At 55.1% G+C, this 19,669-nt stretch carries 20 protein-coding genes; 13 read left to right on the forward strand and 7 right to left on the reverse strand.

Going from position 1 to position 19,669, the window contains the following annotated elements; all coding sequences use genetic code 11:
• The first annotated feature begins 180 nt into the window (after nucleotides 1-180).
• The 5 genes from ABJL60_RS00565 to ABJL60_RS00585 all read left to right on the forward strand — a co-directional run bounded on the left by ABJL60_RS00565 (nucleotide 181) and on the right by ABJL60_RS00585 (nucleotide 4,497).
• Nucleotides 181-1,050 carry a DMT family transporter gene (locus tag ABJL60_RS00565; RefSeq protein ID WP_348373368.1) on the forward strand — a complete coding sequence of 290 codons (870 nt, stop codon included), beginning with the start codon at nucleotides 181-183 and terminating at the stop codon, nucleotides 1,048-1,050.
• A 71-nt stretch (nucleotides 1,051-1,121) separates the two neighbouring features.
• Nucleotides 1,122-1,523 carry a thioredoxin family protein gene (locus ABJL60_RS00570; protein ID WP_348290824.1) on the forward strand — a complete coding sequence of 134 codons (402 nt, stop codon included), beginning with the start codon at nucleotides 1,122-1,124 and terminating at the stop codon, nucleotides 1,521-1,523.
• The gene (locus ABJL60_RS00575; protein ID WP_348290822.1) at nucleotides 1,513-2,505 is read left to right on the forward strand and encodes a GlxA family transcriptional regulator; all 993 of its coding nucleotides are present in this window, start codon (nucleotides 1,513-1,515) and stop codon (nucleotides 2,503-2,505) included. The genes ABJL60_RS00570 and ABJL60_RS00575 overlap by 11 nt, the downstream gene beginning before the upstream one ends.
• A gap of 59 nt (nucleotides 2,506-2,564) precedes the next feature.
• The gene (locus tag ABJL60_RS00580) at nucleotides 2,565-3,815 is read left to right on the forward strand and encodes a glycosyltransferase family 4 protein (RefSeq protein WP_348373369.1); all 1,251 of its coding nucleotides are present in this window, start codon (nucleotides 2,565-2,567) and stop codon (nucleotides 3,813-3,815) included.
• Between the two features lie 64 nt (nucleotides 3,816-3,879).
• Complete coding sequence (locus ABJL60_RS00585) at nucleotides 3,880-4,497, forward strand: glycoside hydrolase family 25 protein (RefSeq protein WP_348373370.1); 618 nt, start codon at nucleotides 3,880-3,882, stop codon at nucleotides 4,495-4,497.
• Nucleotides 4,498-4,509: 12 nt separating this feature from the next.
• Here ABJL60_RS00585 and ABJL60_RS00590 read toward each other — a convergent pair whose 3' ends face one another.
• Nucleotides 4,510-5,619 carry a polysaccharide biosynthesis/export family protein gene (locus ABJL60_RS00590; RefSeq protein WP_348373371.1) on the reverse strand — a complete coding sequence of 370 codons (1,110 nt, stop codon included), beginning with the start codon at nucleotides 5,617-5,619 and terminating at the stop codon, nucleotides 4,510-4,512.
• A 118-nt stretch (nucleotides 5,620-5,737) separates the two neighbouring features.
• On the opposite strand from ABJL60_RS00590, the gene ABJL60_RS00595 reads away from it, so the two are divergent.
• From ABJL60_RS00595 to ABJL60_RS00620, 6 genes are all read left to right on the forward strand, one after another.
• Nucleotides 5,738-6,580 (forward strand): SDR family oxidoreductase, encoded by an 843-nt coding sequence (locus tag ABJL60_RS00595; protein WP_348373372.1) that lies wholly within the window; start codon nucleotides 5,738-5,740, stop codon nucleotides 6,578-6,580.
• Nucleotides 6,577-7,197, forward strand: coding sequence for a sugar transferase (locus tag ABJL60_RS00600; protein WP_348290812.1), 621 nt, complete (start codon nucleotides 6,577-6,579; stop codon nucleotides 7,195-7,197). Before ABJL60_RS00595 ends, ABJL60_RS00600 begins: the two co-directional genes overlap by 4 nt.
• A 68-nt stretch (nucleotides 7,198-7,265) precedes the next feature.
• Nucleotides 7,266-9,224 carry a nucleoside-diphosphate sugar epimerase/dehydratase gene (locus ABJL60_RS00605; RefSeq protein WP_348373373.1) on the forward strand — a complete coding sequence of 653 codons (1,959 nt, stop codon included), beginning with the start codon at nucleotides 7,266-7,268 and terminating at the stop codon, nucleotides 9,222-9,224.
• A gap of 120 nt (nucleotides 9,225-9,344) precedes the next feature.
• Nucleotides 9,345-11,531 carry a YjbH domain-containing protein gene (locus tag ABJL60_RS00610; RefSeq protein ID WP_348373374.1) on the forward strand — a complete coding sequence of 729 codons (2,187 nt, stop codon included), beginning with the start codon at nucleotides 9,345-9,347 and terminating at the stop codon, nucleotides 11,529-11,531.
• The gene (locus tag ABJL60_RS00615) at nucleotides 11,528-12,217 is read left to right on the forward strand and encodes a YjbF family lipoprotein (RefSeq protein WP_348291618.1); all 690 of its coding nucleotides are present in this window, start codon (nucleotides 11,528-11,530) and stop codon (nucleotides 12,215-12,217) included. The genes ABJL60_RS00610 and ABJL60_RS00615 overlap by 4 nt, the downstream gene beginning before the upstream one ends.
• A 127-nt stretch (nucleotides 12,218-12,344) precedes the next feature.
• Complete coding sequence (locus ABJL60_RS00620) at nucleotides 12,345-12,599, forward strand: hypothetical protein (RefSeq protein WP_348291620.1); 255 nt, start codon at nucleotides 12,345-12,347, stop codon at nucleotides 12,597-12,599.
• A gap of 80 nt (nucleotides 12,600-12,679) precedes the next feature.
• On the opposite strand, the gene ABJL60_RS00625 is transcribed toward ABJL60_RS00620, so the two are convergent.
• Nucleotides 12,680-13,213, reverse strand: coding sequence for a glutathione peroxidase (locus ABJL60_RS00625; RefSeq protein WP_348373375.1), 534 nt, complete (start codon nucleotides 13,211-13,213; stop codon nucleotides 12,680-12,682).
• 114 nt (nucleotides 13,214-13,327) lie between these two features.
• Between ABJL60_RS00625 and msrB the strand changes: the two genes are divergently transcribed.
• On the forward strand, nucleotides 13,328-13,777 hold the full coding sequence (gene msrB, locus ABJL60_RS00630) for a peptide-methionine (R)-S-oxide reductase MsrB (protein WP_348291624.1): 450 nt from the start codon (nucleotides 13,328-13,330) through the stop codon (nucleotides 13,775-13,777).
• A complete protein-coding gene (gene msrA, locus ABJL60_RS00635; RefSeq protein WP_348373376.1) occupies nucleotides 13,774-14,280 on the forward strand; it encodes a peptide-methionine (S)-S-oxide reductase MsrA in 507 nt (168 codons plus the stop codon). Before msrB ends, msrA begins: the two co-directional genes overlap by 4 nt.
• A 137-nt stretch (nucleotides 14,281-14,417) precedes the next feature.
• Here the strand turns inward: msrA and ABJL60_RS00640 are convergent, their stop codons facing one another.
• The 5 genes from ABJL60_RS00640 to ABJL60_RS00660 are packed head-to-tail and all read right to left on the reverse strand — an operon-like array spanning nucleotide 14,418 to nucleotide 19,668.
• Nucleotides 14,418-16,421, reverse strand: coding sequence for a hydantoinase/oxoprolinase family protein (locus tag ABJL60_RS00640; RefSeq protein ID WP_348373377.1), 2,004 nt, complete (start codon nucleotides 16,419-16,421; stop codon nucleotides 14,418-14,420).
• 34 nt (nucleotides 16,422-16,455) lie between these two features.
• Nucleotides 16,456-17,499, reverse strand: coding sequence for a tRNA epoxyqueuosine(34) reductase QueG (gene queG / locus ABJL60_RS00645; protein ID WP_348373378.1), 1,044 nt, complete (start codon nucleotides 17,497-17,499; stop codon nucleotides 16,456-16,458).
• A gap of 60 nt (nucleotides 17,500-17,559) precedes the next feature.
• Complete coding sequence (locus tag ABJL60_RS00650) at nucleotides 17,560-18,225, reverse strand: glutathione S-transferase family protein (RefSeq protein WP_348291633.1); 666 nt, start codon at nucleotides 18,223-18,225, stop codon at nucleotides 17,560-17,562.
• Between the two features lie 58 nt (nucleotides 18,226-18,283).
• Nucleotides 18,284-19,003: a monofunctional biosynthetic peptidoglycan transglycosylase gene (mtgA, locus tag ABJL60_RS00655; protein WP_348373379.1), complete on the reverse strand. Its 720-nt coding sequence runs from the start codon at nucleotides 19,001-19,003 to the stop codon at nucleotides 18,284-18,286.
• A 38-nt stretch (nucleotides 19,004-19,041) separates the two neighbouring features.
• Nucleotides 19,042-19,668, reverse strand: a complete 627-nt coding sequence (locus ABJL60_RS00660; RefSeq protein WP_348373380.1) for an SGNH/GDSL hydrolase family protein — start codon at nucleotides 19,666-19,668, stop codon at nucleotides 19,042-19,044.
• Between the last annotated feature and the right edge of the window lies 1 nt (nucleotide 19,669).

The following is a 19,669-nucleotide window of genomic DNA, read 5'->3' on the forward strand; positions in this document are numbered from 1 at the left end:
CTTCGGGCGGCCCTTTTTTTTCGGCGGATGCACTGAAGTGCACCTTACCCCGGATCGCATCCGTTTGATAAAAACAGTCCTTACGATCCTTTAATCTACCACGTTTCGCCAAATTCAACTGCGGCTTGCGCAGGCCTGCATTTTGGGAAAAGATCGCGCAAAATACAAAGGACTGCAGGCATGGACATTCGCGCGATCGGCATGGGGCTTTTGTTTGCCCTGATTTGGTCTTCTGCCTTCTCGTCCGCACGCATAATTGTGGCCGACGCCTCACCTTTGGCATCCCTGTCCTTGCGCTTTTTCATATCCGGATTGATCGGCGTCGCCATCGCACGCGCCCTTGGGCAAACGTGGCATCTGACCCGGGATCAATGGCGCGCCACGTTTATTTTCGGGCTGTGCCAGAACGCCATCTACCTTGGGCTTAACTTTGTGGCCATGCAAACCATCGAAGCCTCTTTGGCGTCGATCATCGCATCGACCATGCCATTGATGGTCGCGCTGGCCGGATGGGTATTGTTTCGCGAAACCCTGCCACTTTTGGGTATCGCGGGTTTGGTCTTGGGCGTGGTCGGCGTGGTCTTGATTATGGGCGCCAGACTGTCGGGCGGCGTTGACGTCTTCGGGCTATCGTTATGTGTCATTGCAGCCGCAGCTTTGACAGTGGCCACCTTGTCGATGCGTGGCGCGTCATCCGGTGGAAATTTGATGATGGTGGTCGGGCTTCAGATGTTTGTGGGTGCAGGGGTTCTGGCGGGCGCGTCTGCCGTCACCGAAAACATCACCGTGAACGTAACCCCGGAACTTGTGGCAGCTTTCATTTACACCACGCTGGCCCCCGGCCTGTTGGCCACCTGGATCTGGTTTGCGCTGGTGGCCCGGATCGGGGCAGTGCGGGCGGCAACCTTTCACTTTCTCAATCCCTTTTTCGGGGTCGCCATCGCGGCCCTTCTGCTTGGTGAACAACTGACAGCACGCGACATGATCGGAGTTGCAATCATTGCGCTTGGGATTTTGGCTGTTCAGGTATCGCGACAGCAGAAAACCTGATTTTGCGCCTTATCAGGGCCCTATTTTCGCGTTAACGTCTTGCGGAATTTAACACGTTTTGGAGTGCGTTTATGAACCGCCGTGCCTTTTGCTTGCTGTCTGTTTCGGCACTTGCTTTGCCCCATACAGCAATGGCGTATTCTTCCGTCACATTCCGCGCCGATGAATGGTCTGAATTGCGCAAATCGGATCAAACGCTTGTTTTAAATTTTCGGGCCAAATGGTCACTGACCTGTCAGATCAAACTTGAAATGATTGCCAAGCTGATTGCCGAAAATCCGGGCTACGGCCAACTGACTTTTGTGGACATTGATTGGGACACTTTCGGACAATCACAAATGACGCAGCGGATGAAGGTGACCCGCCGGTCCACTTTGGTTGTGATGAAAGGCGGACAGGAAGTCGCACGCATCGTCAACGAACCCTATGAGCGCAAAATGCGCGCATTCTTGGATCAGGCTCTTGCAGCCTGACGCGAAGCCGGGTGACCATCCACGCAAATATGCGTTTTTGTTGCTTCCTGGTTTCTCGCCTCTTGGATTTTCCTGTGCCATCGAAGCGCTTAGCCTGTCCAACCACCATCCGTCACGCACCCCCTTTTACAAATGGCGTTTGATCAGCGAAACGGGGGCGCCAGTACCGGCCTACAATGGCGTCACATTTCAAGTGGACTGCGCCCTGCCCGATCTGGACCGCCATGAAACCATCGTTGTGTGTGCCGGCGAAAACGTTGGCGAAGGCAGCACCAAACGCGTGTTAAGCTGGTTGCGCCGCGAGTCCCGCAAAGGGATGGATATCGGGGCTTTATCCTCGGGCACATATACGTTGGCCTTGGCGGGATTGCTTGCCGGCAAGCGCGTGACCACCCATTGGGAATATCACGGTGCCCTGACTGAAATGCTACCGGATGTGGTCATCGAAGACAGTCTTTTTTCTATAGATGGCCGTATTTTCACCAGTGCAGGCGGGGCCGCGTCCATGGACATGATGCTGGCACGCATCCACGCAGACCACGGCACTGACCTGGCGACATGGGTCGCAGACCAGATGATTTACACGACCCCCCGCCAGCCCACCGCGGCCCAGCGCATGTCGGCCCAGAACCGTCCCGAAGCCCGCAACAGCAAGCTCGCGCTGGCGATACAAATCATGGAAAACAACATCGAAGACCCCTTAAGCCCGGACGAAATCGCCAATGTCATTCAACTTAGCACACGGCAGCTTGAACGCCTGTTTGCGAAGTACATCAACACCTCCCCCAAGCGGTATTACTTGCGTCTACGCCTAAAACGAAGCCGCGAGTTGCTTCGCCAAACCGCTATGTCTGTCACAGACGTTTGCGTGACCTGTGGCTTTCAGTCCCTGTCCCATTTTTCCAAAAGCTACCGCACCGCCTACGGCATAAGCCCCGGTCAGGAAAAGCGTGGCCATGTGTTGGCTTGGGACCCGCATTGATCCTTAACCATGTGGACGCTATGCAGTGACCTAAGCCAAATTCAGAACGGATTTATTTAATGAATATCATGTTTGTGCACCAAAATATGCCCGGCCAATACCGCGAATTCGTGCAATGGCTGGTTGGGCGCGGTGTCCATAACATTGTCTTTTTGACCCAGCGCAAAAACGCCCCCAAAATCGACGGGGTGCGTACCATTGTTTACAAACCACACAACGTCGCCAAAGACGACGCCTACGGGCTGTCACGGACGTGGGAAAACGCCACAGGGTCCGGTTTCGGGGCGGCCCAAGCAGCCAGCAAATTGAAAGATACCGGATTTACCCCCGACATCATTATTGGCCATGTGGGCTGGGGCGAACTGACCTTTATGAAAGAGGTGTATCCAAACACACCCATCATCGGCTTCTTCGAATACTATTACAGCGCCCACGGCGGACCGGTAGGCTTTGATCCGGAAAGCCCAGTGTCCGCACATTCCCCCTATATTCTGGCCGCCAACAACGCTGTGCCTTTGGTAAACATTGAAGTTGTCGATTTGGGGCATTGCCCGACCTATTGGCAACGCGACCGCTTTCCCGAAAGCTTCCACGACAAATGCTATGTTTGTCATGACGGCATCCGCACCGACACGCTGTTGCCCGACCCAGACGTCGAACTGACGTTGGGCCGCGTGGACCGTGCGCTGACCCGTGCCGACGACGACATTGTCACCTACATGGCGCGCAATCTGGAAACCACGCGCGGCTTTCACCAGTTCATGCGCGCCCTGCCCGGCATTCAGGCCGGCCATCCCAATGCCCGCGTTCTGGTGATTGGCGGCAACGACACGTCCTATGGCGGCAAGTCCAAACATCCCGGTGGATTGCGCGGCCAGATGGAGGCCGAGGTGGGCGACCGCGTCGATTGGTCCCGCGTGCATTTTCTGGGCCAAGTCCCTTTCGAGGATTACCAGAAGATCATCCAGATCAGCAAATGCCACCTGTATCTGTCGATGCCCTTCGTGCTGTCATGGTCCTGCCTTGAAAGCATGTCGATGGGGGCCACGATTGTCGCGTCCGATGTGGCGCCTGTCCGCGAGGCGATCACCCACGGTGAAACCGGTTTGATCGTGGATTTCTTTGATCCGGATGCGATTGCTGCCCAAGTTGTTGACGTTCTGCAAAATCCCGAAACCTACGCCCATATTGGGCCAGCCGCACGGGACCATGTGGTGAAAACCTACGACTTCCATACCGTATGCCTGCCCGAACACATTCGGCAAATCAACGATCTGGTGCCTGAAGCAAAGCGCATGGCGCTGCCATAAAGCTTGTTTCAAAACACAACCTCTGCGTTAATCACTGCATTGATAGATTTAACAGGAGGCAATTATGGCCGATGGAAACCCGCAAGGGATTGATGTTTCACATTTTCAAGGCGACGTGGATTGGAACAAGGTTGCAGCAGGCGGGCAAAGCTTTGTCAGCATCAAAGCGACCCAAGGGCAAAGCGGCTATTCTGCCGCCAGCTATTACTCAGACAATATTGAAGGGGCGCGCGAGGCTGGCCTGATCTCGGGCGGGTATCACTTCTTTACCGGTGGCGATGATGGAAAAGCCCAAGCCGACTATTTTCTAAGCGTGGCAAAACCAAAACCCGGTGATCTGTTGCCAATGCTGGATCTGGAAGACACCAACGGCGCCAGTGCCAGCGTGATCGTCGAGGAAGCTTTGGCATGGCTAAGTGCTGTGGAAAAAGCCGTGGGCAAAAAGCCATTCCTATACACCACAGCCAGCTTCTTTGCAGGGATCGGCAACCCGTCGGGTTTCGAAGATTACCCGCTTTGGGTGGCCAATTACGGCGTGTCAAAGCCACACATGCCGCAGGGCTGGAAGATTTACACGATCTGGCAGCATTCCCAGTCAGGGTCATGTAACGGCGTGTCCGGCAACGTGGATATGGACAGCTTCAACGGGCCGCGCAGCACCCTTGAGGTCTTTCGCGTCTAGGGTCAGTACCGCTTAATTCGTGGCCGCACTGACCACACCAAAGGACGCACCGATCAATTGCAGGATCGTCCGCGCATTGGTCACGGGGCTTTCCGTGGCCAACACCAGATCCTTGTGATGGATCGGGAAATTGCGTGCCGAGAACAAGCCATCCGACGATGTCAGATCAAGCGTAAACACAACCCGCGTCTGGCGCGGGCCGCGCACACCCGGACGCACAGCAGCGTCGGAATATTCACGCAAGATCAGAATGCCTTTGGGATCAGCGCGGGTGTCGTTCACACCGCCAATAATAGACACCGCGTCCAAGGCAGACACTTGCGCCTGATCGAAGCGAAACTGTGCCTCTGAACCAGCAGCCCCGAGGGACAAGAAATAACGGTCGTCTTCTTCAACAATAACTTTGTCACCACCACGCAAGCGCGTGTCCAACGACGGGTTTTCGTACAAATGATCAATGGACGTGCCGTAAACCGTATGACCACGCTGCAAACGCACCTGCGGGTTGCGCATATCTTTGGGGACACCGCCGCCAGCAGCGATCAAGCTTAGGACCGAAAAGTCATTGTTGGGCATCGGATAATTGCCCGGTGTGCTGACGCCGCCCACCAGATCAACCGAATTGCCACGGCCGGCCGCCAGCGACAACTGAACCTGCGCAGAGGGCGAAATAGATTCAAGCGACCGCTGGATAACGGACCGTGCTGCATCGGGGCTGCGTCCTGCGATGTTCACCTTGCCGACATAAGGCACAAAGATAGACCCCGCGGGGCTGACGACTGAATCGCCCAAGTCCGCAGCAGGCTCTGACGGGCCTGTCAAAAGCGAATTGGCATCGCTGTCCCAGACCCGCAGATTGACCACATCGCCTGCGCGAATAATATTGGTCGCAGCACCATGGCTGTGCTTGATCCAGTTGTAGGATTTGGTGTTGGTGGCGGGCCACGTGGCGACACTGGGCAAGAATGCCTTGGTCACGGGGTAAATCGCAAAGCCTGCATTCTCGTCATCGGCTTCGCGCAAAATCTCGTTATCGACGGCAGCGCCACGCGGCAAAGTCGAACATCCTGCAAGACCCAAAGCCAAGCAAAACCCCAAGGTTCGCTTAATATTCAACAGCATAGCAACTCTGCCCTTTATCGATTTGCGCCTACGCACCAATGACTTTTTCGGTTGTTTCCCGCCCAATGGCACCCGAGAGTATTGGAAATTTGTTGTGCGCAGGATACTGCCTGAAAGCATGTCGTCAATAGATGCCTCACACGCGCACGCATTATCCAAAATCGTTGTCATCGGGGCAACGGGTCGGTTGGGGAAATGCATCCGTCCGCATTGGAAAGATTTGCCCGTTTTGTGGCAATCCAGACGTGTAGAACACGGCTTTGAGACCGTTGACATATTGAACGATCCTAAAGGCATGCGGCAGCTGATCAATGGTGCGGATGCCGTGCTGTGTCTGGCCGGTGAAACCTACAAACCAAATGCGAATATGGCGCTGAACGTCGATCTGGCACGTGCTGTTCTGGACGCGGCACGAGACACTGCCGCAGGACGCGTTTTTCTTGCCTCGTCCGCGGCGGTTTATGGCGCGACCACAGGTATATTGACCGAAGACGGGCCCGCCATACCCCAAAGCGATTATGGCCGCGCCAAACTGGACATGGAACACATGGCACAAGCGCATGCGCACCCCTATACCGCATTGCGTATTGGCAATATCGCGGGTGCCGATGCCATTCTGGCAGGGTGGACACCGGGAATGGCATTGGACCAGCTTGAAGACGGCCGCGCACCGCGACGCAGCTACATGGGGTTGGAAACTTTGGCGCGTGTTTTGATGGGTTTGATGCGGCAAAGCGATTTGCCCAACCGCCTGAATGTCGCGACCCCGGGTCCCGTTGGCATGGACAGTTTGCTGGATGCTGCGGGCTTGGCCTATGTCTACCGCACACCCGCAACAGGGGTGATTGGCTGTGTGAACCTATGCACCAAAAGACTGCAAAACCACGTCAAACTGATGCCGGAAGACAGCGCACCCGAAACAATGGTGGCCCAATGGCGGCGCAGTCAGGACATCCAATGACGTGGCGCAAACGCATATTCGATCTGTTTTTCGCCAGCCTTTTGGTTGTGATCCTTGGGCCTGTGATTGCCGTGTTGTGTATCTACATCCTGATCAAACAGGGACGGCCTTTGTTTTATGTGGCAGAGCGGATGAAAACACCGGATCAATCATTCGGGCTGTGGAAGTTCCGCACCATGACGGTGGTCGACACCGACGCGGGCGTGTCAGGCGGAGACAAAACGGCACGCATAACCCCCATTGGCGCAAAACTGCGGTCGAAACGTCTGGATGAATTCCCACAGCTTTGGAATATCCTGAAAGGCGACCTTAGCTTTGTGGGGCCGCGCCCGCCCTTGCGCGAATATGTCGACCGTTTCCCCCGGATTTACAAAGACGTGTTGAAATCGCGGCCCGGCGTGACGGGGCTTGCCACCATCCGTTTTCACAAACACGAAGACGTGCTGCTGGCGCGGTGCGAAACGGCAGCGCAAACCGATGACATCTACACCCGAATCTGTGTGCCGCGCAAAGCACGGCTGGACCTGATTTATCAGCGCAATCAATCAACGTGTTACGATTTTGATCTGGTTTTTCAGACCATCGGGAACCTGTTTCGGCGGAAAAACAAGCGTTAAAACGCCTAATGCGTTGCTTTTAAGGGTTTTCCCCTCAAATCAGTGGCCCACTTCAGCAACTATAGGTAATGTCGGCAGGAACAGTTTTAGGTAATCTTGTGCATCTATTGAATTTCATCAAAGCGCTGAGCCGCGCACAAAAGCGCAACATTATGCTGGCGGTGGACCTGATCTTGGTGCCTGTCGCCATGGTTTTTGCGTTCAGCTTGCAGGTGTCGCCGATGATGGCACAACAAGTTGCGTTGCAAAACATGCCCGTGTTGGCGGCCCTGCTGGTTGTTTCGGTTTTGGTGTCAATCTGGCTTGGGGTCTGCGCCATTCAGCTGAGCGCCTATGATGCGACATCCATCGGCACCACTGCGATTTTTGCAAGCATTCTGGGGGCCGCTTCCTTTGGATTGTCCAGCCTGTTCGGGCCTGCTTTGCCCTTTGGCACACATGTTGTGTTTGCCCTTAGCTTTCTGGTGCTTTCGGTTGTGGTTCGGGCCTTGATGCTGAAAGTCGTGCAAGCGGCGTATCGCAGATCCAAGGACGCCATCCGCGTTTTGATTTACGGGGCGGGTGCCACTGGCACGCAACTGGTATCAGCGCTGCGCAATCACAAATCCATCATGCCCGTCGCATTTCTGGACGACAACGCGGCGATGCATGGCATGACCTTGTCCCACCTGCCCGTCCATTCGCCAGTCCGCCTGCACCATATCGTTGAAAAAATGCGGATCGACCGGGTGCTGCTGGCGATGCCGTCACTCAGTCAGCCACGTCAGATGCAAATTGCACATCGCCTGCAAGAACAAGGGCTTGAAGTGCAAGCCGTACCATCGTTCGCGCAATTGATTGGCGAAGATACCCTGATCGACCAGCTGACATCGCTTGAGCCGAACGCGTTTCTGAACCGTGACGAAATGTCGGAGACCTTCGACGATTCACGGTCAAACTACACAGACCGGAACGTGCTGGTAACAGGCGCCGGCGGGTCCATTGGATCAGAACTTTGCCGTCAAATTCTGGAATGTCGCCCCGCAAAACTGGTGCTGTTCGAATTGTCGGAACTGGCGCTGTTTCGCATCGACATGGAATTGGCGCAGATCGTTGAAAAGGCGCAGATCACCATCGTGCCAATACTTGGGTCCGTCACCGACGCCCGGCAAGTACGCAAGTTGTTGCAAGATCACGACATTCAGGTTGTGTTGCATGCCGCCGCCTACAAACATGTGCCGTTGGTCGAAGCCAACCCGCTGTCCGGGCTGGCCAACAACGTGCTTGGCACGCAAACAATCGCCCAAGAGGCCGTGGCCGCCGGCGTAGAACGCTTTATGTTGATTTCATCCGACAAAGCCGTGCGCCCCACCAATGTGATGGGGGCTTCTAAACGCCTTGCCGAACTTGTGGTTCAGGACCTGGCAACACGGGCCAATCCGCCCAGCGCAGGCAACGCGGGCACAGTTTTGTCTATGGTCCGTTTCGGGAACGTTCTTGGGTCTTCGGGATCTGTGGTGCCCCTGTTTCAGGACCAGCTGCGCCGTGGTGGACCGCTAACAGTCACACACCCGAATGTGGCGCGCTTTTTCATGACGGTACAAGAGGCCGTAACGCTGGTGTTGCGGGCCGGTGCCATGGCCGAGGGTGGCGAAGTCTTTGTGCTTGATATGGGCAAACCGGTTCCGATCGAACGCCTTGCGCGCCAAATCATTGAAAGCGGCGGGTACACTGTGCGCGACAAAGCCAATCCCGATGGCGATATTGAAATTGCGTTCACTGGACTAAGGCCCGGTGAAAAGATGATGGAAGAACTGACGCTGTCCGGCAATCTTCTAGGCACAGGTCACTGCAAAATTTTCTATTCAGACGAAGCACAATTGTCCGAAATCGAAGTGGCCACCGCCACGCGCGCACTCCGCCAAGCCATGGTCAACGGCGACGAAGACGCAGCCCGTGATGTGGCCCGACGCTGGGTCGAGGGCTACGGCAGCACCCCCGCAATTCCCCCTTTTTCGGGATACACGACGATCACCCCCGTTACTTAATAGTCACTTGATTGCCCCGGTCTGCCCCCTGTCGCAGGGATCAGGCGCACAAACAATTGATTGAACCCGCGTACCGTGATGTAAGCGTGGGCAAATAATGCTATTCGACAGAGGTCATTTATGCCGCTTCACCGCACGACATTTCAGGCTTTCACACTAAAGACAGCCAAACGGATCGCCGTGATGTGTGCTGCGATTGCCATGACGGGGCAGTTGGCCAGCGCCGATGAAAAATCGACGCGGCTTTTGCATAAAAACCAACCCTCGCAGAACTTCTACGGCTTGCCTGGCCTGATCGATATGCCTTCGGCCGAGGCATTGCCAGACGGGCAATTTGCCGTAACACTGTCCTATTTCGCAGGCATCAGCCGCAACACGATCACATTCCAAGCGACGCCGCGCCTGACCGCAAGCTTCCGCTACGCAGGCACTAAAGACTTCAACATCGGCGGTTTTGTCGATTACCGCGACCGCAGCTTTGATATCCGTTATCTGGCCGTGCGCGAAAAACGGTACATGCCAGCATTGGCTGTGGGCTTGCAGGACTTTGCAGGCACCGGCATCTATTCAGGCGAATACGTGGTCGCCACCAAGACATTCAACAATCCGCTCAGCCTGCCGGGCACCATCAAAGTGACCGCTGGGGTGGGGTGGGGCCGATTGGCAGATGGTGGTGTGTTTGATCCAGCGCGTCCGCGCTTTACCGGCGGCACCAGCGGCTCCAACGGCGGCAGCCCCAGCTATGACACGTGGTTTCGCGGCAAAGCATCGCCCTTTGCAGGCATCGAATGGCAGGTCAACGACCGCTTGGGGCTGAAGCTTGAATATTCATCCGACACCTATGACCGCGAAGTGCGCCAAGGCGTGTTGGAACGTAAATCCAACGTAAACTTCGGTGCGGAATACCAATATTCAGAACGCGTGCGTTTAGGTGCCTACTATCTTTACGGATCTGAGTTCGGGATCAACGCCCAAATCCAGCTGAACCCACGCCGCGCCCTGAACCCGTTGCGCGTATCGGCGCCACGTGCGGTTGTCGTGCGCCCCACACGCAAAGCCAACCCTGAAGCATGGCGCACAGACTGGGCGCAAAGTGCATCAGCGCCCACGCAATTGCGCGACCTGTTGATGCCTGAACTGCAAAATCAAGGGCTAAAGCTTTATGCGCTGTCTGTTACCGCATCCTCTGCGGAACTGCGGTTCATCAATCAACGCTATCAATCCGATTCCATCGCGGTTGGCCGTGCCGCACGCAGCTTGGCACGGATTTTGCCGCCTTCGGTTGAGACGTTCAAACTGGTGATTGTGCAGAACGATCTGCCTGTGTCTTTGGTCACCATTCGCCGGTCCGACCTTGAAGCATTGGAATTTCAACCCGATGCCGCCGATGCCCTGTTTGCCGTGACCGGATTCGGAGACGCAACGCCCCAATTGGTGGGCGAAGTACGCCCCGAAGACGCAACACCGAAATTCAGCTACTCGATCGGGCCATATGTCGATCCAAGCTATTTTGACCCCGACAAACCCGTGCGGGCTGACGCAGGTATTCGCGCCGCAGCCAGCTACAAGTTTGCGCCGGGCTGGAAATTGGCAGGCTCTATCAAACATCGCTTGATCGGCAACATCGGCGACAGCACACGCACTTCGAACTCAGTTTTGCCACGGGTGCGCACCAACGGGCTACTGTATTCTCAAGGCTCTACGACACGCCTAAGCCAGCTGTACCTGTCCAAACAGTGGAAACCGGGCAACAGCACCTATGCAAGGGTGACAGCAGGCTATCTAGAGCAGATGTTTGCGGGCGTTTCCGGTGAATTACTTTGGAAACCATCCGCAAGCCGCTTGGCGCTTGGGGTTGAAGCCAACTATGTGAAACAACGTGACTTTGACGGGGCTTTCGGGCTTTTGGATTATACTGTCGCGACAGGGCACGTGTCGGCCTACTATGAATTCGGCAACGGCTATCACGGTCAATTGGATGTGGGACGCTATCTTGCGGGTGACATCGGTGGCACTGTAACGCTTACACGCGAATTTCGAAACGGTTGGGCCGTGGGGGGGTTCTTTACGTTGACGGACGTTTCATCAGCCGATTTCGGGGAAGGGTCATTCGACAAGGGGATCAACCTGACCATTCCAGTAAACTGGTTCCTTGGCAAACCGACGCAGCGCACAATTTCAACCACCATCCGCCCGATCCAACGCGACGGCGGCGCACGGTTGATCGTGCCGGGACGATTGTATGAACAGGTACGGGGCGCTCAGAAAAAGGCCTTATCCAGCGATTGGGCGAGGGTCTGGGAATGAAGCATCTGACAAAAATCTGCGCAGGCCTTTGTCTTGGCCTACTGGCGGCATGTTCCGGTGGGGAAGACAGCTCAAACAGCCAAACCGCCGTTCTGAAAGAACTGCGCACGGTTGTAAAAGAAAACCGCAAGTCGCGCAAAGCACCCGCAACCAAATTCCAGATAACGCGGGCAATTTTGGACCTACAAACGGTAGGCTCACTAGAAGTCACAGTCGAATCCACCAATCAAACCGCCTATCTTATTCCCGGCGCGTTTCGGACAGATCACTTGCCCGGCAAGATCGCAGTGTGGCGGACAATTACTGGCGAAAACGTGGTGTTGCGTGACGGTGTTCTGATCTCGACGCGCGGACTGGGCCGTGATTTGGCCTCAAGCGACGCATCCGCATCCCTTCGCGCAATCAAAGCACGCGGGAACGGCGGCGGTGAACGACGTATGCAAGTGCGCAACGACGTTAACGGCGCATTCGATCTGTTGCTGCAATGTGAAACGGCTGTCGTTGGAAATGAAAGCATCGACATCATCGAATTGCGATTTCAGACCCTGCATCTGCGCGAAACCTGCCAGTCAACATTGGGAACTGTGCGCAACGACTACTGGGTGAATCAGTCCGGCAAAGTCCTGCAATCACGGCAATGGGCGGGACCGGATCTTGGATACCTTAAAATTCGGTTGCTGAAATAGGACGCTTTGCGGCAAAAAAAACACTCAATTTTGTATAGAGAGTGTGATTTTCACCTGCAAAATCCTATTTAGTTGTGTTATCGAACATACAAGATTAATCTCGACTCATCAGATCTGAGGAATTCAAATGAAAAAAGCATATGCATTGACGGCGGTTTTGGCCCTGTTGGCAGCGCCAGTCGCAGCCCAGCAATTGCCAACAAACAACACCGTTTCCGGCGGCCAGGGCGACGTGAACCTTGACGGTCAAGCCATCACAGCAGCGGCCTTCGGCCTGACAGGCACGGTAACAGCCGTTGCAATCGTCGGTACCGTTTTGTTCGTAACAATCGTAACAGACGACGGTGACGAAGTGGTCGTGACAACGACAGCACCAACCTGAACGCTACAGCGCTGTTGCACTGAGTTATTTAAACGGGCGTATCTATCCAGATGCGCCCGTTTCTTATGCCACAACCGTTTCTACCCTGCGGCCTGGCTCAGCGCCTTCTCGACAGCATCCGTGACTTTAGCGGATTGCGGTTTGGTACTGGACCGCCAAGTCCCCACCACATTGCCCTCCCCGTCCAACAACACTTTGTTGAAGTTCCAGTTCGGCACAAAACCTGTTTGCGCGTTTACGTATTTGTAAAACGCATGGGCATCTGACCCTTTTACATGTGTGATGTCCGCCATGGGCACATCCAGCGCAAAGTTCAGATCACAGAACTCTTTCACATCCGCTGCGCTTTTCAGTTCCTGATTAAAATCATCCGAAGGGACAGCCAACACAATCAAGCCCTGATCTTTATAGCGATCATACAACCCCTGAACCCCATCGTATTGATAGGTGAACCCGCATTGCGATGCCGTGTTCACCACCAGAACAGGCTGACCGGCCCAATCTTGGAAATGCAACATCCCGCCATCAATCGACGCAAACGACACGGCTGGCATATCGGCCTGCGCTGTAGTGCCCAATGCAATGATACTTGCGACAAGTCCCTGTTTCAGCATGTGATCGCTCCCTATTATGTGAATGATACGTGGACCACTCTGTGACAGATCACCCTTTGATTTCTGCGCAAACGCACCATCTAATAGAACAAGCCAAGAAAAGGACATTGCGCCATGACCCAATACACCAAAAACCCCGACGTCATTGCGACCCTCTCGCCAGAAGAGTTCTATGTGACACAAGAAAGCGGCACAGAACGGCCCGGCACCGGAAAGCTGTTGAACAACAAGGAACCCGGCATTTACGTAGACATCGTATCCGGTGAACCCCTGTTCGCCTCCGGCGACAAATACGAAAGCGGCTGCGGTTGGCCCAGCTTCACCAAACCCATCGTGGACGCCTACGTCGAGGAATTCAGCGACAGCACACTTGGCATGGTGCGCACCGAAGTCCGCTCCAAACACGGCGACAGCCATCTGGGGCATGTCTTTCCGGATGGGCCGCGGGATCGCGGCGGGCTACGCTATTGCATCAACTCGGCCTCCTTGCGGTTTGTGCACCGCGACGACATGGAAGGCGAAGGATATGGCGACTACATCAACCAAGTAGAGGACGTAGCATGACACAAGAACGCGCAGTACTAGCAGGCGGATGCTTCTGGGGAATGGAAGACCTGATCCGCAAGCGCCCTGGAATCCTGTCAACGCGGGTCGGCTACACAGGTGGCGACGTTCCCAACGCGACATATCGCGATCATGGAACACACGCAGAAGGGATCGAAATCATCTTCGACCCTTCGGTGACGACCTATCGTGAAATTTTGGAATTCTTTTTCCAGATCCACGACCCAACCACTCCAAACCGGCAAGGCAATGATCGCGGCCTAAGCTACCGGTCTGCCATCTACTACGTGAGTGAAACCCAGAAAGACGTGGCAGAAGACACAATCAAAGATGTTGATGCATCGGGGCTGTGGCCGGGAAAAGTGGTGACAGAAGTAGAAGCTGTATCAGACTTCTGGGAAGCCGAACCAGAACACCAAGACTATCTGGAACGTATACCAAATGGCTACACCTGTCACTTCATCCGCCCAGGGTGGGTGCTGCCAAAGCGGGCCGCAGAATAATCCCCGTTTTCTTTTCGCTTTAAATATCCCGGGGGTTTGGGGGCTGGCCCCCATTATATACTCGTTTGGGGGCTGGCCCCCATTGTTACCTTGTTTGAGGGCAGCCCCCTATTTACACGGCGTTCGGCATTAACCGATTATTCAGCAACCCTCGGACGTCCAGTCGCTTCAACTGTCAAAAACGCCTCTACAAACACCTCGCGGGCTTCGGCCTGCGCGGTGCGAATATCACGCTCCACACGCAATTGAATATCTTCAGCACCGGCCGCTTGCGCGTCTGACACCGCACGTTTGCCCAAAACATCCTCAAGATGTGCCAAGGCCACTTCAGAGGATCCAAAATCCTCAATTCCAGTATCCAGATGCAGTCGAAACAAACCCTCGCTGGGCGACGTAATTGATCCGCTCACCCGCATCGTAACGCGGCCCACAACTGCACCGATCGCATTCGCAACACCGGCATGGGCAGGCAAAATCATCTCGCAGCCCATCAAATCACCCACAGCAGGATAATAGCTGGCAGCAGAAGCACCAAGACCAACAACAGGCACATTCAGACCCGCATCAAGCCGCAACAATCCACGGTGCGCACGTAAACCACGTTGGGTCAAAATGTGACGGGCCAATACGTCCTCAGGCAACCCAAATTCTTCAGCTTCTTCTGCAAAAGCAGCTTCTAACAGGGCCAAACCTGTCTGATGGGTCAACTGATCGACGATCATCCGTGCCATGATCGCGGGGTCTTTCGCCAGAATGTCACCCGCACCCGTGCGCCTGCGGCCAAACACAATCAACGCTTTTTCGGCGGCATCCTTGTCCCAGACATCCACGCGGCCCAAAACATGGCTCGCGTCAGAAGGGGTTACGGCAGACACCTGCACCAACCCGCGCTCAACCAAACGCCGCAATGCCGCCGTTTCTGCACGGCTTTTCAAGACATCGCCCAATGGATGCACGACGTGGCCTATTCTGGCCAGCAAAGTCGCATCACGATCAGAAATGCCTTCTTCGCTTTGTCCCTGAACGGCGCGGACAAAACGCCCGTCATGATCACCCGGCGTGGTGCTGAGCAATTGGCTATCCAAAGCTTTGTGCACAACCTCGGGTGCATCCACGGCCATCAAAGACACAGGCACGACACGGCGCGGTCCAAGGGTCACGCCGCCTTGCAGTCCTTCACTTAGAAAATGCACTTCGCTGTCACCACCCAGGCCTGTGGTACGCATGGCGACAGCCTCGACCATAGTGCGGTAGGGGCCAACACGTGCGCCGCCCGGATCAATGGCAGGGCGTCCGTCTCGCAAAATCGCAACATCCGTGGTGGTGCCACCTATGTCGGACACCAGCGCATGATCTGCGCCCGTCATCCAGCGTGCACCCACGATGGACGCGGCAGGGCCGGACAGAATTGTTTCAATGGGACGGGACCGCGCCTGAACGGCTGAGATCAACGCGCCATCACCACGCACAACCATCATGGGTGCCGAAATACCAAGGTCCTTCAATGTGTCTTCGGCGCGGCCAATCAACCGTTCGATCATTCCGATAAGACGCGCATTCAGCAAGGCGGTCAAAGCGCGTTTCGGACCATTCAATTTGGCCGACAATTGATGCGACGAAGATACAGGCAGACCTGACATTTGCGCAATCAGAGCCGCCGCTTTCAACTCGTGCGCGGGGTTGCGGGTGGCAAATTGACTTGCAACTGCAAAGCCGCTGACGGCCGCTTTATGCGTCTCTACAAAGGCAATAAGCGCAGTTTCATCAAGGGCGGCTGCCTCACCGCCGGCATGATTGTGACCGCCCGCCAAAACTATCGCAGGATCGCCTTTTAACGCATCTGTCAGACCATGCTTGTCCAGGTCCTGAGCGCGAAAGCCGATGTAAATCAAGGCAACTCGGCCACCCTGGCCTTCCACCAGTGCATTGGTGGCTAAAGTCGTGGACAAAGACGCCATGGACACGTCGGCAGGATCTACACCGGATTGCTGCAAAACCGATCCAACAGCCCCTCCTACGCCAATCGCCAAATCATGGCGTGTGGTCAACGCCTTGGCAGACGCAATAATCTCGCGCTCATCCCTGATTAAAACAGCATCAGTGTATGTGCCGCCGGTGTCTACGCCCAAAAGTATCGCCATGGTCTGCCTCTTATTCTTTAAACCGGCATAACGGTTAAGTGCGACACGTCTTGTCCAGTTGCGTCACAGCCCAACGCGCTGCGTCAGATACGGTGGCATCGGGGTCCTCACACAAAGCGTGTGCCGCATCGCGGAACGTCAACACCCCGGAATTTCCGATGGCGTATAAAACATTGCGAACAAATCGATCCCGCCCGATGCGTTTCACCGGTGATCCGGAAAACTTGGCCCGGAACGCGGCATCATCCAAAGCAACAAGATCCGCCAAATCGGGGGCCGCCAAATCATCACGGGCGGCGTACCGGATGTCCGACGCTGCAACAGCAAACTTGTTCCACGGGCAAGCTGCCAGACAATCATCACATCCGTAGATGTGGTTGCCCATCAAAGACCGCAAATCCTCGGCAACCGGCCCTTTATGCTCGATGGTCAAATAGGAAATGCAACGGCGTGCGTCTAACTGATAAGGCGCGGGAAACGCATCTGTGGGACAGGCATCCAGACAGGCACGACACGACCCGCAATGATCGATCTCGGGGGTGTCTGGGGTCAACTCCAGCGTTGTAAAAACAGAGCCTAGAAAGGCCCAATTGCCCCAATCACGACTGACCAGATTTGTGTGCTTGCCCTGCCAACCCAAACCCGCAGCCATACCAAGGGCTTTTTCAGGAACCGGGGCCGTATCAACAAACACCTTAACTTCGCCACCAGCCTGATCAATCAACCAACGGGCCAATCGCTTCAGGCGCTTTTTCACAATGTCATGATAATCGCGGTTCTGGGCGTAGACCGAAATCGCACCCTTTTCAGACATGGCCAAAACGTCGCGGGGATCAAACTCAGGGGCATAGCTTTCGGCCAACATCAAAACAGACCGCGCGTCAGGCCACAATGCAGACGGATCACCGCGCCACGCGATACGGTCGGCCATCCAGCCCATCTGGCCGTGAAACCCCGCTTCGACAAAAGCTGACAAACGGGCAGGAACGTCTGGTACAGCATCAGGCCGACAGACACGCGCCATCACAAACCCTTCTTCAAGGGCACGGGCGACAAGACGGTCTTTCAAATCGTCCATATCTTCTTTTCGCTAAAAATATCCCGGGGTCCGGGGCAGCGCCCCGGTCCAACGCAGGTTTTAAAAATCCAGATCATTGTAGTGGCGTGGTGGCGGAAATCCGGACACCTGATCAGCCAGAATGGAACGGAACGCCGGGCGCGATTTGATCTTGGCATACCAGTCCTTCACAATATCAGACCGGTTCCAATCGACATCGGAAATGTAATCCAATGACGACAGATGGGCCGCTGCAGCGAAATCAGCCAACGTCATGGCATCTCCTGCCAACCAACGACGGTGATCCAGCAACCAAGTCATGTAATCCAGATGGTACTTGATCGCCTTGGCGCCGGCTTTGACGTTCTTACTATCAGGATAGCCTTGCTTCATCACCTTCTTGTTGACGCGTTCGTACAACAGGTTGGACGTGACTTCGTGATGAAACTTATCATCAAACCACGTCACCAAACGACGTACTTCCAGCTTTGCCGCAATGTCAGTCGGCATCAAAGAAGGCTCGGGGCGCGTTTCCTCGATATACTCACAAATTGCAGCGCTTTCAGACATCATGATGCCGTCCAACCGCAAAACAGGCACTTTGCCTGCAGGATTACGACGCATGAAATCGGGATCTTGTTCCCAGTATTTCTCTTCAACCAGTTCAACCTCGATCTTCTTTTCGGCAAGGCTTAGGCGCACCTTGCGGCAGAACGGGGACAAGGGAACGTGAAATAGGCGGGCCATCAGCAATCCATGGACAATTTGAGGTATCTGCCTTCAATGCCTGCACGCGCAGGGTTTTTCAACTCTCGAAACAACCAGCACGGCCATCAGCGCGAATTGTAGCCGCCCCATCCATGATTTGGGCGGCCCGTTTGCGCACAGATGCGGACGGTTTCGACGCTGACCGGGTCTTGGGGCCCGGCAAAATCGCTGCCAACCGGGCGGCCTGCACACCACTTAGGTCTTCGGGACCGACCCCAAAGTAATGCCGCGCCGCCGCCTCGACCCCAAACACACCTTCGTCAAATTCCGCGACATTCAGATACACTTCAACGATGCGACGCTTCGACCAAACCGCTTCGACCAAAAGCGTTCCAAAAGCTTCCATCGCTTTGCGTGTATAACTCCGGCCATGCCACAAATAGACGTTCTTGACCGTTTGCTGGCTTAACGTAGAAGCCCCGCGGTTTGATCCTTCTTCGATAGCATCTTTAATGGCCTCAACATCGAACCCCCAATGGCGGCAGAAATTTGCATCCTCAGCCGCCACAACGGATCGGGCCATAACGGGGGCCACTTCTTCTAACGACACCCATTGGTAATCAACGCCGCCCAAGCGGTTATTTTCCTGAGACATGTAAATGGTGGTGAACGGGTTCACGACAGTGCCCAAAACAACCAACAAAACCGCGATCAGAAACGCAACGCTGAAAACGCGTACAGACTGCCACATCAACCACCGCAACGGACGGCGTGGGGTGCCTTTTGGCCTTGTTGGTTTTTTGGTGCGCTTCGCCATGGTTCAGCTATAGGCAGCGCCTGCTGGTTTGTGAACGCCTATCGCACGATCTGCTGTGCCAAATACGCTCCAATCAAGCGCGACCCAAGGCGCGATGGATGCACACGATCGTAAAAGAAATGCGCACGATTGCGCGGCTCTATCACGTCTTCTGCATCCACAAACCGCAAATTGGGCATCTCTTTCGCCAGACGGGACAGACGTGTCTCCATTTCGACCAACGCATCCCGACAGCCGGAAAACGGACCTGTGAACCCGGTGGCGTAGTACCCAACCCACAATATATCAGTCTCTAATTGCCGTAAAAACGCAGGCATCATCCCTTGCAAATCAGTATCAATAAGCAAATCCAGATACGGAAAACACGCGCCGCACCCGCAGCCATTGGCAAAGTCATTGGCCCCGCCGTTCACAACAACCAAATCCCAATCGCCCGCCACATATTGGGACCGGATATCGCCATTACCGGACCGTGTTGCAAAATTTGCGCCTGATACAGCAACGCTTGTGATCTCTGCGCCTAAAGCCTCACCCATTACACTGGGAATGTCTTTACCGCTCCACGCGTTCCACGCCATCACGCTGTCGCCCATAGCAAGAATGCGCAATGGCTCTGCCCTCAAAGGCAAAGCCATCACAATCATCAAGATCAGGTAACGAAACACT

The organism is Ascidiaceihabitans sp. (assembly GCF_039986515.1).
Classification (GTDB): domain Bacteria; phylum Pseudomonadota; class Alphaproteobacteria; order Rhodobacterales; family Rhodobacteraceae; genus Ascidiaceihabitans.

Bases quoted from the DNA above. Each gene is read 5' to 3' on its own strand.
- ABJL60_RS00625 (WP_348373375.1), bottom strand. From the start codon at position 13,213: ATGCTGAAACAGGGACTTGTCGCAAGTATCATTGCATTGGGCACTACA.
- ABJL60_RS00620 (WP_348291620.1), top strand. From the start codon at position 12,345: ATGAAAAAAGCATATGCATTGACGGCGGTTTTGGCCCTGTTGGCAGCG.
- msrB (WP_348291624.1), top strand. From the start codon at position 13,328: ATGACCCAATACACCAAAAACCCCGACGTCATTGCGACCCTCTCGCCA.
- ABJL60_RS00605 (WP_348373373.1), top strand. From the start codon at position 7,266: ATGTCGGCAGGAACAGTTTTAGGTAATCTTGTGCATCTATTGAATTTC.
- ABJL60_RS00600 (WP_348290812.1), top strand. From the start codon at position 6,577: ATGACGTGGCGCAAACGCATATTCGATCTGTTTTTCGCCAGCCTTTTG.
- ABJL60_RS00570 (WP_348290824.1), top strand. From the start codon at position 1,122: ATGAACCGCCGTGCCTTTTGCTTGCTGTCTGTTTCGGCACTTGCTTTG.
- msrA (WP_348373376.1), top strand. From the start codon at position 13,774: ATGACACAAGAACGCGCAGTACTAGCAGGCGGATGCTTCTGGGGAATG.
- ABJL60_RS00580 (WP_348373369.1), top strand. From the start codon at position 2,565: ATGAATATCATGTTTGTGCACCAAAATATGCCCGGCCAATACCGCGAA.
- ABJL60_RS00595 (WP_348373372.1), top strand. From the start codon at position 5,738: ATGTCGTCAATAGATGCCTCACACGCGCACGCATTATCCAAAATCGTT.
- queG (WP_348373378.1), bottom strand. From the start codon at position 17,499: ATGGACGATTTGAAAGACCGTCTTGTCGCCCGTGCCCTTGAAGAAGGG.
- ABJL60_RS00590 (WP_348373371.1), bottom strand. From the start codon at position 5,619: ATGCTGTTGAATATTAAGCGAACCTTGGGGTTTTGCTTGGCTTTGGGT.
- ABJL60_RS00650 (WP_348291633.1), bottom strand. From the start codon at position 18,225: ATGGCCCGCCTATTTCACGTTCCCTTGTCCCCGTTCTGCCGCAAGGTG.
- ABJL60_RS00610 (WP_348373374.1), top strand. From the start codon at position 9,345: ATGCCGCTTCACCGCACGACATTTCAGGCTTTCACACTAAAGACAGCC.
- ABJL60_RS00585 (WP_348373370.1), top strand. From the start codon at position 3,880: ATGGCCGATGGAAACCCGCAAGGGATTGATGTTTCACATTTTCAAGGC.
- mtgA (WP_348373379.1), bottom strand. From the start codon at position 19,003: ATGGCGAAGCGCACCAAAAAACCAACAAGGCCAAAAGGCACCCCACGC.
- ABJL60_RS00565 (WP_348373368.1), top strand. From the start codon at position 181: ATGGACATTCGCGCGATCGGCATGGGGCTTTTGTTTGCCCTGATTTGG.
- ABJL60_RS00640 (WP_348373377.1), bottom strand. From the start codon at position 16,421: ATGGCGATACTTTTGGGCGTAGACACCGGCGGCACATACACTGATGCT.
- ABJL60_RS00615 (WP_348291618.1), top strand. From the start codon at position 11,528: ATGAAGCATCTGACAAAAATCTGCGCAGGCCTTTGTCTTGGCCTACTG.